Below are 15,022 nucleotides of genomic sequence, written 5' to 3' on the forward strand. Positions count from 1 at the left end.
GGTCAGGACGTGTGCCGCAGCAGCGCCGGGACGACCTCGTCCCACACCCGGCGCGGCAGCTCGTTCCCGGTGCCGGGCAGCGTGAGCAGCTCGGCCCCGGGGATCTCGGCGGCGAGGGCGCGGCCGTTGCCGAGCGGGAAGAACGGGTCGTCCTCGCCGTGGATCACCAGGGTCGGCGCGGTGATCTCGCCGAGCCGCTCCCGCCAGCGCGGTCCGGCGTCGAGCGCGGCGAACGCGGTCGCCATCTGGTTCGCGCGGTGCGCCTTGCCGGGGTCGCCGGTCACGGGCGTCCGGTCGTAGACCCGCTCGATGTTCTTCCGCGCCTCGGCCTCGTCGAAGGACGGCCCGGCGAGGTGCCGCGCGCTCTCCACCATGAACGCGACCACGGACGCCCGGTCGTCCCAGTCGACCTCGGGCGGGTTCATGATGTGGGCCATCAGCTCGGGCGCGTGCTCGGGCAGGTCGGCGTCGGCGGGGCCGGGCGCGGTCGGCCGGGTCCCGACCAGCGTGAGGGTGCGGACGCGGGACGGGTGGTCCAGCGCGAGGAGCTGGGCGATCCAGCCGCCGACCCCGAACCCCGCGACGTGCGCGGACGGCAGCCCGTGCGCGTCGAGGACCCCGGCCGCGTCCGCGACCAGGTCGCGCAGCGTGTAGCCGGGGGCCTCGGGATCGGCGGTCGCGGACCGCCCCATGTCACGCAGGTCGTACCTGACGACGAGCCTGCGCAGCGCGGCGAGGCGCGCGCAGAGCTCGTCCGGCCAGGTGAGCATGGTGTTGCCGATCAGCAGGACGGGCGCGTCGGCGGCGTCCCCGAACGTCTCGGCGCACAGCTCCACCCCGTTGGCCTCGATGATTCTCTCCATACGGGTGCAGACCACGCGGGCGCCCGGAAATCATCCCTCCAGGTCGGCGAGTTTCTTCAGTTCCGCCACGATGGCCTCCTCCGCCGCCGCCTTGTCGACGCCCGCCTCGGACAGGACGCCCGTGCCGTCCTCGTACTCCAGCAGGGCGAGGACCATGTGCTCCGTCCCGATGTAGTTGTGGCCGAGGCGCAGGGCCTCGCGGAACGTCAGTTCCAGGACCTTCTTCGCGGCCTGGTCGAAGGGGATCATGTCCGGGACGTCGTCCGCCTCGGGCGGGAGCGCGGCGGTCGCGACCTGGCGGACGGTGTCCAGCAGGACGCCCTGCGCGGTGATCGCCTTGGGCCCGATCGCGCTCGGGTGGGCGAGCAGCGCGAGGACGAGGTGCGCGGGCGTGATCTGCGCGTTCCCGGCGGCGCGGGCCTCGTTCATCGACCCCATGACGACCTCGCGGGCGCGCGCGGTGTAGCGGGAGAAGCCCTGGGACGGGTCCAGGTCCGAGGTCTCCCCCTTCGGGACGAACCGCTTCTGCGCGGCCTGCTTGCTCACGCCCATGCTCTTGCCGATGTCCGTCCAGGACGCGCCGGACCGGCGGGCCTGGTCGACGAAGTGGCCGATGAGGTGGTCGGCGACCTCGCCGAGGTGCTCGGCGGCGAGCACGGCGCTGGTGAGCTGTTCGAGCGCGTCGGAGTGGACCTTCTTGATCGTGTTGATCAGGTCGTCCAGGCGGATCTGGACGGGCTGCGCGGGTCCGGTGGGTTCGGGTCCGGTGGGTTCGGTGGAATCCGTCATGCGTCAACCATAGGTTGACGACTCCTGATCGTCAACTCAAGGTTGACGATCACCAGCCGACCGCTCCGGCGAACGACGTGGGCGCCGGGTCGTAGCCGAGGACCGTCCTCGCGGCCGTGATGTCGAGCGTGCGCTCCAGAGCCAGATGACTGACCGCGTACCGGGTGAGGCGCGGCGGGCCGGGACGGCGCGCGAGCAGGAACACCCCTTCCGCGACGGCCGCGAGCGGCCGCGCGATCCCGGCGGGCACGTAGACGGGACGCGCCCGGACGCCCCGCTCGCGGAGGATCTCCCGGAGCGCGTCGTCGATCGTGACCGGGGCCGCGTCCGCGACGTTGAAGACGCCCGAGTCCACCGGTCCGGTCGCGGCGAGCAGGCAGGCGCGGGCGAGGTTGCCGACGGAGGTGAGGCTGATTCGCTGGCGTCCCGTCCCGGCGGCGGGCAGGACCGGGCCGCGCACCGCCGCGAGGACGCGCGGCAGCAGCGTCGTGTCGCCCGGCCCGTACACCGCGTGCGGCCGCAGCACGACCGCGCCGCGCGCCGCGGCGGCCCGCTCGGCGGCGGCCTTCGACGCGGCGTAGGCGGTCGGGTAGCGGGCGACCGGCGCCTCGTCCTCGGCGGCGAGCACGCTCGGCCGGGACGGGTCGTACACGCTGGCCGTGCTGACGTGCACGAACCGCGCGCCGGGGAACGAGGCGAGCGCGTGCCGGGTGCCGGTCAGGTTGGCGGCGAACAGCCCGGCGGGCGGGCCCCAGTCGGTGACGCTCCCCGCGCAGTGGATCACCGCGTCCACGTCCGGCGCGTCGCGGAGCGGGCCGCGCGCCAGATCCCACGAACGGTAGGCCGCGCCGCCGACGTGCGCCGGGTCCACGGCCGGACGGCGTCCGAACGCGAACACCGTGACGCGCTCGGCGGCGAGCGCCCGGCACACCGTCCCGCCGACGAACCCGGACGCCCCGGTCACCGCGATCCTCACAGCCGCACCAGTTCGCGGAGGCGGTCGCGGTCGAGCTTGCGGGTGCGGCCGGAGCGGGGCAGGGCGTCCAGGACGACGATCCGGTCCGGCAGGGCGTCGTGGTCGATCACGCCGGGGAGGGCGCGGCGGAGCCGGTCCGGCAGGTCGCCGGGGTCCCGCACGGTTAGAGGGACGACGGCGAGGACGACCTCCTCGTCCCCGGTCCGCGGGTCGGGGACGCCGACGATCGCGGCCTCCGCGACGCCCGGCAGCACGGCGATCGTCGGCTCGTACAGCCCGGGATACAGGTTGAACTCGCCGCGGATCAGCATGTCCTTCTTGCGTCCGGTGAGGACGAGTCGGCCGCCGTCCAGCCGGGCGAGGTCGCCGGTCGGCAACTCGGTGAGGGGGTCGGCGCCGAGGTACCCGCGGCACAGGTTCGGGCCGGCCAGCAGGAGTTCGCCGTCGTCCGCGAGCCGCGCGGCGACGCCGGGCAGCGGCGCGCCGACCGGGTCGCCGGGGCCGGTGTGCGCGAGCTTCTCCTCCGCCGACGCGATCGCCACCGGCAGGATCTCCGTCATCGCGTACACCGACAGGATCTCCGCGAACGGCGCGGCCCGCAGCGCCCGGCGCAGGATCGCGGCGGGCGCGGGCGCCGCCCCGAGCAGCACGTACCGCAGCGACTCCGGCAGTTGGGGCACGACGTCCAGGATCTCCGCGAGGTGGACGGGAACGCAGAACGTGTGCGTCGCGCCCCGCTCTTCCATAAGCCGGGCGAACTCGGCGGGCGGGCACGACAGCGGAGGCATCGACCAGCGCGCGCCCGCGATCAGCGTCGGCAGCCCGAGCATGAGCTGGTCGGTGTGGACGACGTCGCCGGGCCCGAGCGGCAGCCGGGTCCGGAACAGGTCGAGCGCCGCCGCGAGCGACGCCTGCGTGTGGACGACGGCGCGCGGCGCGGCCGTCGTCCCCGACGTGAAGATCACGGCGGCGGGCGCGGCGGGGTCGCAGCCGCGGTCCGGCTCCGGCGCGGGGCCGCGCGCCAGCCGCGCGAACGGCAGCGCGCCGCGCGGCACGCCGGGGAGGCGGCGCCCGACGTAGACGTGGCGCAGGGCGTCCTCGTCGGGCCCGCGCAGGGCGGCGAGGTTCGGGAGCAGCAGCCCGCGCCGCCGCGCGTACTCCCGGACGGGACGCAGCCGGCTGCCCGCGTAGAGCACCGACTCGGCCGCCGACCAGCGCGGACGCGCCAGCCGCAACCGGGCGGCGAACATCTCGGGCCCGGCCCCCGGGTCGGCGAACACGACCACGCCCCCGGCCGCGACCACGCCGAGCGCCAGCACGAGCGCCTCCGGCGACGGCCGCACGGAGAACAGCACCGCGTCGCCTTCCGCGAGCCCGCGTGCCAGCAGGCCGTGCCGGACGGCCAGCACCTGCCGCCGCAGCTCGCCGTAGGTGAGCCGCGTCCCGTCACCGGAGACGAGCGCGACGGCGCGCGGCGTCCGCGCGCCCTGGTCGAGCAACCGCCGGACGAGCGTCACGCGGGCCCCCTCCGCACGACCAGTTCCCGGTAGGTCGGGATGAGGACGCCGCGTGCCGCCGCGCGGCGGGTGACGACGAGGGGCGCGGCGGCGAGGAGCGTCCGGGCCACCCGCCGGATCTGGGCCATGGCCAGCGGGTATCCGATGCAGAAGTGCGGTCCCGCGCCGAACCACAGCCGCCGCAGCTCCGGCGGGTGCGGGCGGCCGAGGTCGAACGGCCCGAGCGCGCGGCAGCAGTTGTGCGTCGCGATCAGCACCCGCTCCCCCGGCCGGATCGCCACGCCCCCGACCACCGCCGGACGGTGCACGCTCCGCAGCATCACGGGCGTCGGCGTCGCCACCCGCATCGCCTCCTCGATCGCCCGGTCGAGCAGGCTCGGCTCGGCGGCCACGCGGCCGAGCTGCCCGTGGTCGACGAGCAGGGCGAACAGGCGGGGCAGCAGCGTCGCGACGGTCTCGGTGCCGGTCAGGAAGAACGCCCCGGCGGCGCCGCGCGCCTCGTCCTCGGACAGGCCGAGGGCCCGCATGCGCCCCATCACCGTGGACTCGTCGCCCGCCGCGTACGCCTTCGCCGCGATGTCGCCCAGCGGGTCGAGCACCGCGCGGGCCTTCCGCACCTGGGCCGGGGAGAGCCGCCGCGTCCGCAGCGACACCGCGGACACGACGCGCTCGCCCTGCTCGAACAGGTCGCGGTAGGAGGCGTCCGTCCGCGCGTCCAGGCCGATGACCTCGCCGATCACGGCGCCCGCCATGACGCGGGCGGCGTCCACGAGGTCGACGCCGCCGCTGCGGAGCCGGCCCGCGAGCCGGTCGAGCGGCTCGTCCAGGACGCGGGCGCACAGCGCCTCGGTGTACGACGGGACGAACAGCTCGGTGAGCCGCCGCCGCAGCGCCCGGTGCGCGTCCCCCTCCATGTTGAGCAGGACGGACGGCCCCAGCACCGGCGTCCACAGCTCGCCGGGCGAGCCGGGGCCGTCCTTGCGGAACGTCTCGCCGTCCATGAGGATCCCGCGCGCCAGCGAGGCGTCGTTCACGACCACCCCGACCCCCGGCACGCGGACGATCGGCCCGCGCCGGGCCGCCGCGCGCAGCAGCGGGTACGCGAACGGATGCGCGGCCAGGTAGAGGCGGCGCTCCCAGTCCGGGGCCCTCACCGGATGTCCACGACGGGCGGGCGGTACCGGTGGTCGGCGTACCAGCCGAGCGTCCTGACCAGGCCGTACGCCCGGAGCCGCCGCACCGACCCGTACACGGTGACGTCGTCGCGCAGCCCGTAGGCGGCGGTCACGTAGCGGACGCGGTTGACCAGCGCGCGGTCCTCGTGGACGTCCTCGATCCGCGTGCGCGGGAACCCGCCCGACCGCTCGTACAGGTCGGCGGTGATGGCGAGGTTGCAGCCCGGCATCATCACGTACGGGCCGAGGTAGAGCGGGTCCTGGTTGCCGGGGCGGAACCGTCCGAACAGCGCGGCGACCCGGATCACGGCGGGCAGCAGGCGGCGCTCCCAGAACTTCAGCGGGAACTCGTCCGTCCGGGGCAGCAGCGGGCCCGACACCAGCTCAAGCCCGTCGCCGAACGCGCGCTTCACCGCCGCGGCCCAGCCCGGGTCGGGGAGGCAGTCGGCGTCGGTGCGCGCGACGTGCGTCGCCCCGGCGGCGATCGCGTGCCGGACGCCGGTGTCGGCGGCGGCGCCCGTCCCCTTCTCCGGCTCGTGGACGATCCGCACGTCGAACGGAACGTCCCCGGCGGCGAACTCCTTGACCACGCGCGCCGTCCCGTCCGTGCTGCCGTTGTCGACCACGACCAGCGTGAACGCGGTGTCGGTCTGCTCGGCGAGGCGGCGCAGCGTCGCGCCGATCGAGCGCTCCTCGTCGAAGGCGGGGACGACGACCCACAGGCGCATGCTCACAGCTCCGCGAACACGACGCCGAGGCTGGCGCCGCCCGCCAGCCCGACCAGCGCGACGCGGTCGCCGGGGCCGCAGCGCCCTTCCGCGCGAGCCGTGGCGAGCTGGAGCGGCAGGCTCGCCGACGCCGTGTTGCCGTGCTCGGGCAGCGTCACGACGAGCCGGTCGGCGGGGACGCCGAGGACCGTCCGCAGCAGCTCCAGGTAGGGCACCGTCACCTGGTGGACGGCGACGACGGCGAAGTCGTCCCAGGCCAGGCCGGTCTTCTGCAGCGCTGTCGTGAAGATCTCCGCGCCCGCGGCGACGAACACGTCGCGGAGCCGCCGCCCGTCCCCGCTGAAGTAGGTGGCGTCGAGGTCGCGGGGGCGCATCGAGCCGCCCGCCGGGAGCGTCCCGACCGGCCAGGCGGTGGAGACGGCGGCGAAGTCGCGGTAGAAGATCCCACCGTCGGGGGACGCCTCGACGAGCGTCGCGGCCCCGGCGTCGGACAGCGTGTAGCCCGCGAAGGCGTCCGCGAACTGCGCCCGGTCGCGCACCTTCCACCGGATCGCGCGCGACGGGCTCTCCCCCGTGCACACCAGCACCCGCTCGTGCTGCCCGGTGCGGATCAGCGCGTCCGCCACCTGCAGCCCGTTGAGGAAGCTGTTGCAGGCGTTCTTGACGTCGAACACCGGGCAGGACGCGCCGAGCTTCGCGGCGACGATGTGCGCGGTGGCGGGCTCGATCAGGTCCTGCGACGCGGACGCGAAGACGATCAGGTCGAGGCCCTCGGGCCGCGTCCCGCGCTCGGCGAGCGCCCGCCGGGCCGCCGCGACGGCGAGGTCGGACGCCTGCTCGCCGTCCGCCATGACATGCCGCGCCCGGATCCCGGTCATCCGCTCGACGATCGTCGGGCGCGGCCGGTAGCCGCCGCTCTCGGCCGCGACCCGCGCCTCGACCTCGGCGCTGGTGACCGTCCGCGCGGGCAGGTGCGCCGCGGCGGCGGTGATGCGGGCCCTCATGGCAGGGCTCTCATGGGTGGGCTTTCATGGCTGGGCTCTCCCCGGTTCCTCGTGCTCCGTGGACGGCCAGCCTCGCCGACCCGCGCCGCCCCCGGACAGGGCGACCCTACGGAACCGAGGACGGGCGTTGTACCCGACTTCAGGGTGAGTACTACCACTTATCCCATATGAGGCATTGCACCCGGTCAGGGGCGGGTTCGGCTAGACCTCCGGGATGGCCGACGGGGACGGCTTCGCCGTCGTCGGCGCGGGCGACGGCGGCGAGTCGGTGATCGTCGGGACGATCGGGCGCACCGGCCGCTCGTCCCGCGACGCCGAGTTCCACCACCACAGCGCGAACGAGATCGCGAACAGCACGAGCAGGCCGGCGACCAGCTGGACCACGGCCCGGCGGTGGCTCGGGTCGCGGCGCCCGCCGCCGCGCCGCGCGAACCGGCCGCCGCCCACTCCGGCGCCGCCCACTCCGGCGCCGCCCACTCCGGCGCCGCCCAGCCCGGCGCGGCGGGCGGCCCGGCGGGAGCGGCGCCGCTCGCGGCGGCTCGGCGGCCGGGCCCGTTCGAGCGCGGACGGCTCGGTGAACGCGGCGCTCCGGACGAAATCGTCGTCGAACACGGGCTCGTCGAAGTCTGCGGCCATGAGGGTCTCCGGCGCGGGGGGCGGTCAGGATCCCCAGGCTAGTCGACGCTCCGGGCGGTTCCCCCGGCCCGCGCGCCCCGCGGCTTCCTCCGTCCTGCTCTCCGGGACCCGTGCCGCCGCGAAGATCGGGCTCGGGCTACGGTCGAAGCTGAATCGCGTTCTAGAAGGAGACCGCATGGGAACCCCGGTGATCGTCGAGGCGGTGCGCACGCCGCTCGGGAAGCGCGGCGGCGTGCTGGCCGGTCTGAAGCCGATGGCCGTCCTCGCGCACGCGCTGACCGCCGCCGTCGACCGCTCCGGCGTCGACGCCGCCGAGGTCGAGCAGGTCTTCGCGGGCTGCGTGACGCAGGCGGGCGAGCAGGGCGGGCACGTCGGCCGCTACTCCTGGCTGTACGCGGGCCTGCCCTGGCAGACCGGCGTGACGACGCTCGACGCGCAGTGCGGGTCGTCGCAGCAGGCCGTCCACCTCGCGGCGGCGCAGATCGCGGCCGGGGTCGTGGACGTCGCCATCGGCTGCGGCGTCGAGGTGATGAGCCGCGCCCCGCTCGGCAGCAACGTGCTGCCCGCGAACCCGCGCCCGGACGACTGGTCGATCGACATGCCGAACCAGTTCGAGGCCGCCGAGCGGATCGCCGCCCGGCGCGGCATCACCCGCGCCGACCTCGACGCGTTCGGCGCCCGCTCGCAGCAGCTCGCCGCCAAGGCGTGGGCGGACGGCCGCTTCGACCGCGAGGTCGCCCCGATCACCGCGCCCGTCCTGGACGCCGAGGGGAACCCGACCGGCGAGACCCGGGAGGTCGCCCGCGACCAGGGCCTGCGCGAGACGACCGCCGACGGGCTGGGCAGGCTCAAGCCCGTGCTCGGCCCGGAGGGGCTGCACACGGCGGGCACCTCGTCCCAGATCTCGGACGGCGCCGCCGCCGTCGTGCTGATGTCGGAGGAGAGGGCGCGGGCGCTCGGGCTGCGCCCCCGCGCCCGGATCAGGACGCAGGCGCTCGTCGGCGCCGAGCCGTACTACCACCTGGACGGCCCCGTCCAGGCGACCGAGCGCGTCCTCCAGCGGTCCGGGATGGCGATGGGCGACATCGACGTCACCGAGATCAACGAGGCGTTCGCGTCGATCGTGCTGTCGTGGGCGTCCGTCCACGGGCCGGACATGGACCGCGTCAACGTCAACGGCGGCGCGATCGCGCTCGGCCACCCGGTCGGCGCCACCGGCGCGCGGCTGATCACGACCGCGCTGCACGAGCTGGAGCGGCGCGACGCCGGGACGGCGCTGATCACGATGTGCGCGGGCGGCGCGCTGTCCACCGCGACCATCCTCGAACGGGTCTGACGCGCCGCGTCGGACCCGCAACGGGCCCAGGGGGACGACGCCCCCTGGGCCCCGTCCGCGCTCCGGGTAAGGTCACCGGGGCCCCGATCCCACCGGCGCCGCCGCTCGCGGCGCGAAAGGCGGTCTCCTTGCAGCCCGAACCCGAAGACCTCGGCGGCGGACTCTGGAGCGTTCCAGTCCCGATCCCGGACAACCCGCTCGCCTACACGCTCGTGTACGCGCTGGAGAGCCCGCGCGGGCCCGTCCTGATCGACGCGGGCTGGCAGCACGAGGACGCCTGGAGCGCCCTGCGCGGCGGGCTCGCCGCGTTCGGGATCGACGTCGCCGACGTCCGCGGCGTGGTCGTCACGCACTACCACCCCGACCACGCGGGGCTCGCGGGGCGCGTCCGCGAGGCGTCCGGCGCCTGGATCGCCATGCACCCGGCGGACGCCGGGATCGTCAAGCTGTTCCGGTCCGCCGGGCAGGGCGGGCGGCGCGAGTTCGAGCTGACCGCGCTGCGCCGCGCCGGGGCCGCGGAGTCGGAGCTGGCCGACCGCGCCGACGGGCCGCGCGTCTCCCCGCCCGCGCTGCCGGACCGCGAGATCTCCGACGGCGACCTCGTCGACCTCCCCGGCCGCAGGCTCCGCGTCATCTGGACGCCCGGCCACTCCCCCGGCCACATCTGCCTCCACCTGGAGGACGGCGACCGCATCTTCACCGGCGACCACGTCCTGCCGCGCATCACCCCGCACATCGGCCTCTACCCTTACGACTTCCCGGACGTCGACCCGCTGAGCGACTTCCTCGGCTCGCTCGACAAGGTCTCCGCGATGTCCGTGGACGAGGTGCTGCCCGCCCACCAGTACCGCTTCAACGGCCTCGCCGGACGCGCCCGGGAGATCATCGGCCACCACGAGGAGCGGCTCGCGGAGGTGGCGGCGCTGCTGTCGGCCCGTCCGATCACGCTGTGGGACCTAACCGCCGGGCTGACCTGGCGGCACCCCTGGGCGGACATGACGCGGCAGTCCCGCCGGATGGCCGCCGCCGAGGCCGCAGCGCACCTCCGCACGCTGGAGACGCGCGGGATCGCGCGCCGCGACGGCGCCGACGACCCGCTCCGGTACGTCCTGCGCTGACCGGGTCGTCCCGTACGGCGAGGTGAGAGACGGGTGCGACCCGGGTCACTCGGGCCGCTGGACCCTTGATGAGACTCCAGTCTCATGTTAGAACCTGTTCTAGGTCCGCGGGGACCGAGCAAGCGCTCAGTCAAAGGCGGGCGCGCGCGGTCCCCCACCCCGGCACGAAGGGTCTTCCATGGCTGCTGTCGCCCAGTCCACCGCCTCCGCAACGCGGCCGTTCCGCGCTCCCGAGATCGACGTCATCGATCCGGGGGTCTACGAGCGCGGCGGGATCCCGCACCGGCAGTTCCAGTGGCTGCGCGACAACGACCCCGTCCACTGGCACCAGGACCCGAACGAGGGCGTGCCCGGGTTCTGGGCGATCACCCGGCACGAGGACGTGGTGCAGGTGTCGCGGCGCGCCGACCCGTACTCCTCCCACGCGCGGACGGCGATGTTCGAGGAGTTCACCGAAGAGGACATCGCCCTCTACGGCCAGATGATGCTGTTCCAGGACCCGCCCGACCACACCCGCCTGCGCTCCATGGTGAACAAGGGCTTCACCCCGCGCATGATCGGCAAGCTCCAGGACCACATCCGCGAGATCTGCGACAAGCTGATCGACGAGGCGGCCCCGCTCGGCGAGTGCGACTTCGTCGAGTACTTCGCCGCCCCGCTGCCGCTCTACACGATCTGCGAGCTGCTCGGCGCGCCCCTTGAGGACCGGGCGAAGGTCTTCCACTGGTCGAACAAGCTGGTCGCGTTCAACGACCCCGACTACATCGGCGACCGGACGGAGTCGCAGATCTGCGCCGCCGAGTTCGCGGGCTGGGCGGGCGAGCTGGCCCGCGCCCGCGAGTCCACCCCGCGCGACGACATCGTGACCAAGCTCCTCACCCCGGACGCCGACGGCAACCGGATCAGCGAGGAGGAGTTCGCGCTCTTCGTGATCATGCTGGGCATCGCCGGGAACGAGACCACCCGGACCGCGACGGCGGGCGGCATGCAGGCGTTCTTCGAGCGCCCCGACCAGTGGGAGCGGCTGCGCGCCGACCGGAGCCTGCTGCCGGCGGCGGTCGAGGAGATCGTCCGCTGGGTGAGCCCGATCAACCAGTTCCGCCGGACGGCCCTCTCCGACGTCGAGCTCGGCGGCAAGGAGATCAAGGCGGGCGACAAGGTCGTCCTGTTCTACGGCTCGGCCAACCGCGACGAGCGCGTGTTCGACGACCCGTTCTCCTTCGACGTCGGCCGCGACCCGAACCCGCACCTCGGGTTCGGCGGCGGCGGCCCGCACTTCTGCCTCGGCACCCACCTCGCCCGGATGAACCTGAAGATCATCTTCGAGACGATCCTGGACCGGATGCCCGACATCGCCCCGGCGGGCGAGCCCCGCCGGCTCCGGTCGAACTTCGTCAACGGCCTCAAGGAGCTGCCGGTCCGCTTCACCCCGTCCTGAATCCGCTTCACCCCGTCCTGAACGGGAAGAGTCAGGCGCGGTGTGCTCTTCGGAACACTCTTGGACGCACCACCCAATATTGACTCAGCGGTAACGTACGGTGGCTAAGGTCTAGTTTCATCGACGGCATCAGGGTGATGCCGGTGCGCGCGCGCCCCGGCGTCCCTCGACTGACGGGAGCGGTGCGTGCGGGGGACCGACGTGGTTGGGGCGGGCGAGCCGGGCGGACCGCTCCGGGTGGCCCTGCTGTCGTACCGGAGCAAGCCGCACTGCGGCGGCCAGGGCGTCTACCTCCGGCATCTGAGCCGGGAGCTCGCCGACCTCGGGCACGCGGTGGAGGTGCTGTCCGGGCAGCCGTACCCGGAGCTCGACCGCGACGGGATCGTCCTCACCAAGATCCCGAGCCTCGACCTGTACCGGGACGAGGACCCGTTCCGCACCCCGTCCCTCGGCGAGTTCCGCGACTGGGTGGACGTCCTCGAGTTCGCGCACATGAAGACCGGCGGCTTCCCGGAGCCGCTGACGTTCAGCCTGCGAGTGCTGCGCGAGCTGCGGCGGAGGCGGCGCGACTTCGACGTCGTCCACGACAACCAGGTCCTCGGGCTGGGCAACCTCGGCATCCCCCGGCTCGGGCTGCCGCTCGTCACGAGCATCCACCACCCGATCAGCGTCGACCGGCGGATCGACATCCAGGCGGCGCGGGGCGTCAAGCAGAAGCTCGGCAAGCGCCGCTGGTACGGGTTCGTCGCGATGCAGGCGCAGGTGTCGCGGCGGGTCGGGCCGGTGCTGACGGTGTCGGAGTCGTCCAAGGTCGACATCGTCAAGGACTTCAAGGTCGACCCCCGCGACATCGACATCCTGCCGCTCGGCGTCGACACCCGGATCTTCCACCCGCGCGGCGAGCGCGTGCCCGGCCGGATCGTCGCGATGGCCAGCGCGGACGCGCCGATCAAGGGCGTGGACGTGCTGCTGCGCGCGGTCGCCAAGCTCGCCACCGAGCGCGACGTGCACGTCATCGTCGTCAGCCGCCCGCAGAAGGACGGCCCGACCGAGAAGCTCGTGCGCGAGCTGGCGCTCGGCGAGCGCGTCCGGTTCGTCAGCGGGATCAGCGACGACGAGCTCGGCGAGCTGATGGCGTCGGCGGAGATCGCCGTGGTGCCGTCCCGGTACGAGGGCTTCTCGCTGCCCGCCGTGGAGCACATGGCGTCCGGGACGCCGCTCGTCGCGAGCCGCGCCGGGGCGCTGCCCGAGGTCGTCGGCGACGCGGGCGTGCTCGTCCAGCCGGGCGACGCCGAGGAGCTCGCCGCGACGCTGCGGCGGCTGCACGACGACGCGGCCGAGCGGGAGCGGGCGAGCGCCGCGGGGCTCGCCCGCGTCCAGGAGCGGTTCGCGTGGCCGGCCGTGGCGAAGGCCACCGTCGAGCACTACCGGGCCGCCATCGCCCAGGCGAACTACCTGCGCTTGGCGCGCGAGGCCGAGTAGCGGCGAGCACCGGCCGTAAGGGCAAGGGAGGGGACGCCGCCCCGGCGCCCCCGGCATGGAAGGAGCACGACCCTGCTGACCGTGGATTTCCAGCGGTTCCGCGTCACCCCGGGAGACCGCGTCCTCGACATGGGATGCGGCGCCGGACGGCACGCCTTCGAGCTGTACCGCAGGGGTGCGCACGTCGTGGCCTTCGACCAGGACGCCGGCGAGCTGTCCGGCGTGGAGAAGATGTTCGGGGCGATGCGCCTCGAAGGCGAGGTCCCGGCCGAGGCGTCCGCCGAGACGGTCCAGGGCGACGCGCTCGACCTGCCGTTCCCGGACGACCACTTCGACGCGATCGTCGCCTCGGAGGTGCTGGAGCACATCCCGGACGACATGCGCGCGATGCGCGAGCTGCTCCGCGTCCTGAGACCCGGCGGGAGGCTCGCGGTGACGGTGCCGAGCTGGCTGCCCGAGCGGGTGTGCTGGGCCCTGTCGGAGGCCTACCACACCGCCCCCGGCGGCCACGTGCGGATCTACACGCGCGCCGAGCTGGAGGCCAAGCTGAAGTCGGTCGGGTTCCGGGTCGGCGGCCACCACCACGCGCACGGCCTGCACGCGCCCTACTGGTGGATCAAGTGCGCGGTCGGCGTGAACGACGACGCGCACCCGCTCGCCAGGGCCTACCACCGGCTCCTCGTCTGGGACATCATGAAGCGCCCGCGCGCCACCCGGCTGGCCGAGCGCGCCCTGAACCCGCTGATCGGCAAGAGCGTCGTCGTCTACTTCGCCAAGCCCGCGGCGCCGGGGACGGCCGCCGACCCGGCCAGGGAGACGGCGGATGCGGGCTGAGACCGTCCCGCCCGCGGTCCCCGGCGTCCTGTCGCGCGACGACGTCGTCGCGACGGCCCGCAGCATCGCGGCGCAGCAGGAGCCGTCCGGCGCGATCCCGTGGTTCGCGCCGACGGCGGGCGTCCCCGGGCACGTGGACGCCTGGAACCACGTCGAGGCGGCGATGGCGCTGCGCGTCGCCGGGCTCGGCGGGCACGCGCGGCGGGCGTACGAGTGGCTGCGCGGCGTCCAGCGGCCGGACGGCTCGTGGCCCGCGAAATGGGTCCTCGGGGCGGTGACGGAGCCGGGCGGCGAGTCCAACCACGCCGCCTACGTCGCGGTCGGCGTCTGGCACGAGCTGCTGATGACCGGCGACGACGGCTTCGCGCGCCGGATGTGGCCCGCCGTGCGGCGGGCGATCGACTTCACGCTCGGCCTGCAGACCCGGCGCGGCGAGGTCATCTGGATCCGGCGCGAGGACGGCGCGCCGTCCGACCACGCGCTGCTGACCGGGTGCTCGTCGATCTACCAGTCGCTGCGCTGCGCGGTCGCGCTGGCCGAGCACCTCGGCGAGCCGGAGCCGGAGTGGGAGCTCGCCGCCGACCAGCTCGGCCACGTGGTGGCCGCGCACCCGGAGGCGTTCGCCGACAAGAGCCGCTGGTCGATGGACTGGTACTACCCGGTGCTCGGCGGGCCCGTCCGGGGCGCGGACGCGGCGCGCCGGTTCGCCGAGCGGTGGGACGCGTTCGTCGTCCCCGGGCTCGGCTGCCGCTGCGTGTCCGACCAGCCGTGGGTGACGGCGGCGGAGAGCTGCGAGCTGGTGCTCGCGCTGGACGCGGCGGGCGACCGCGACCGCGCCCTGGAGCTGTTCGCGACCATCCAGCACCTCCGGCACGAGGACGGCTCCTACTGGACGGGCTGGCAGTTCGAGAACCGCCGCCACTTCCCCGGGGACCGTTCCACGTACACGGCGGCGGCGGTCGTCCTCGCGGCGGACGCGCTGGCCGACGCCTCGCCCGGGGCGCGGCTGTTCAAGGAGATCGCCGGGCGCCCGCTCGGGCCGTGCGAGGCGTCCGACCCGGTCGCCTGCGGGTGCGCGCTGGTCTCGGTGGCCGACGCGGTCCGCACCCGGCTCTAGCGGGACGGC

The 15,022-nt window shown here is 74.6% G+C and carries 14 protein-coding genes; 6 read left to right on the plus strand and 8 right to left on the minus strand.

Annotated features, from left to right (window positions below; all coding sequences use genetic code 11):
- Window positions 1-2: 2 nt before the first annotated feature.
- The 8 genes from FXF68_RS14055 to FXF68_RS14090 all read right to left on the minus strand — a co-directional run bounded on the left by FXF68_RS14055 (window position 3) and on the right by FXF68_RS14090 (window position 7,688).
- Window positions 3-863: an alpha/beta fold hydrolase gene (locus FXF68_RS14055; RefSeq protein WP_148759462.1), complete on the minus strand. Its 861-nt coding sequence runs from the start codon at window positions 861-863 to the stop codon at window positions 3-5.
- A 30-nt stretch (window positions 864-893) separates the two neighbouring features.
- Window positions 894-1,652 carry a Clp protease N-terminal domain-containing protein gene (locus tag FXF68_RS14060; protein ID WP_148759463.1) on the minus strand — a complete coding sequence of 253 codons (759 nt, stop codon included), beginning with the start codon at window positions 1,650-1,652 and terminating at the stop codon, window positions 894-896.
- A gap of 49 nt (window positions 1,653-1,701) precedes the next feature.
- Window positions 1,702-2,628, minus strand: a complete 927-nt coding sequence (locus FXF68_RS14065) for an NAD-dependent epimerase/dehydratase family protein (protein WP_148759464.1) — start codon at window positions 2,626-2,628, stop codon at window positions 1,702-1,704.
- Window positions 2,625-4,145, minus strand: a complete 1,521-nt coding sequence (locus tag FXF68_RS14070; protein WP_148759465.1) for a class I adenylate-forming enzyme family protein — start codon at window positions 4,143-4,145, stop codon at window positions 2,625-2,627. The genes FXF68_RS14065 and FXF68_RS14070 overlap by 4 nt, the downstream gene beginning before the upstream one ends.
- Entirely contained in the window at window positions 4,142-5,299 is a 1,158-nt protein-coding gene (locus tag FXF68_RS14075; RefSeq protein WP_148759466.1) for a cytochrome P450, read from the minus strand. Before FXF68_RS14075 ends, FXF68_RS14070 begins: the two co-directional genes overlap by 4 nt.
- Window positions 5,296-6,048 (minus strand): glycosyltransferase family 2 protein, encoded by a 753-nt coding sequence (locus FXF68_RS14080; protein ID WP_148760683.1) that lies wholly within the window; start codon window positions 6,046-6,048, stop codon window positions 5,296-5,298. The genes FXF68_RS14075 and FXF68_RS14080 overlap by 4 nt, the downstream gene beginning before the upstream one ends.
- A 2-nt stretch (window positions 6,049-6,050) precedes the next feature.
- Entirely contained in the window at window positions 6,051-7,052 is a 1,002-nt protein-coding gene (locus FXF68_RS14085) for a 3-oxoacyl-ACP synthase III family protein (protein ID WP_148759467.1), read from the minus strand.
- 201 nt (window positions 7,053-7,253) lie between these two features.
- On the minus strand, window positions 7,254-7,688 hold the full coding sequence (locus FXF68_RS14090; RefSeq protein ID WP_148759468.1) for a hypothetical protein: 435 nt from the start codon (window positions 7,686-7,688) through the stop codon (window positions 7,254-7,256).
- A gap of 175 nt (window positions 7,689-7,863) precedes the next feature.
- Here FXF68_RS14090 and FXF68_RS14095 point away from each other — a divergent pair, with 175 nt between their 5' ends.
- The 6 genes from FXF68_RS14095 (at window position 7,864) to FXF68_RS14120 (ending at window position 15,013) form a co-directional block, all read left to right on the plus strand.
- Complete coding sequence (locus tag FXF68_RS14095) at window positions 7,864-9,024, plus strand: steroid 3-ketoacyl-CoA thiolase (protein WP_148759469.1); 1,161 nt, start codon at window positions 7,864-7,866, stop codon at window positions 9,022-9,024.
- 128 nt (window positions 9,025-9,152) lie between these two features.
- The gene (locus tag FXF68_RS14100) at window positions 9,153-10,142 is read left to right on the plus strand and encodes an MBL fold metallo-hydrolase (RefSeq protein WP_148759470.1); all 990 of its coding nucleotides are present in this window, start codon (window positions 9,153-9,155) and stop codon (window positions 10,140-10,142) included.
- Window positions 10,143-10,320: 178 nt separating this feature from the next.
- A complete protein-coding gene (locus FXF68_RS14105; protein ID WP_148759471.1) occupies window positions 10,321-11,580 on the plus strand; it encodes a cytochrome P450 in 1,260 nt (419 codons plus the stop codon).
- A gap of 186 nt (window positions 11,581-11,766) precedes the next feature.
- On the plus strand, window positions 11,767-13,062 hold the full coding sequence (locus FXF68_RS14110) for a glycosyltransferase family 4 protein (protein ID WP_246178676.1): 1,296 nt from the start codon (window positions 11,767-11,769) through the stop codon (window positions 13,060-13,062).
- A gap of 72 nt (window positions 13,063-13,134) precedes the next feature.
- Window positions 13,135-13,896: a class I SAM-dependent methyltransferase gene (locus tag FXF68_RS14115; protein WP_187437990.1), complete on the plus strand. Its 762-nt coding sequence runs from the start codon at window positions 13,135-13,137 to the stop codon at window positions 13,894-13,896.
- Window positions 13,886-15,013, plus strand: coding sequence for a prenyltransferase/squalene oxidase repeat-containing protein (locus tag FXF68_RS14120; RefSeq protein ID WP_148759473.1), 1,128 nt, complete (start codon window positions 13,886-13,888; stop codon window positions 15,011-15,013). The genes FXF68_RS14115 and FXF68_RS14120 overlap by 11 nt, the downstream gene beginning before the upstream one ends.
- Window positions 15,014-15,022: the final 9 nt, after the last annotated feature.

The sequence above is a fragment of the Actinomadura decatromicini genome (assembly GCF_008121305.1).
In the GTDB taxonomy this organism is placed as follows: domain Bacteria; phylum Actinomycetota; class Actinomycetes; order Streptosporangiales; family Streptosporangiaceae; genus Spirillospora; species Spirillospora syzygii.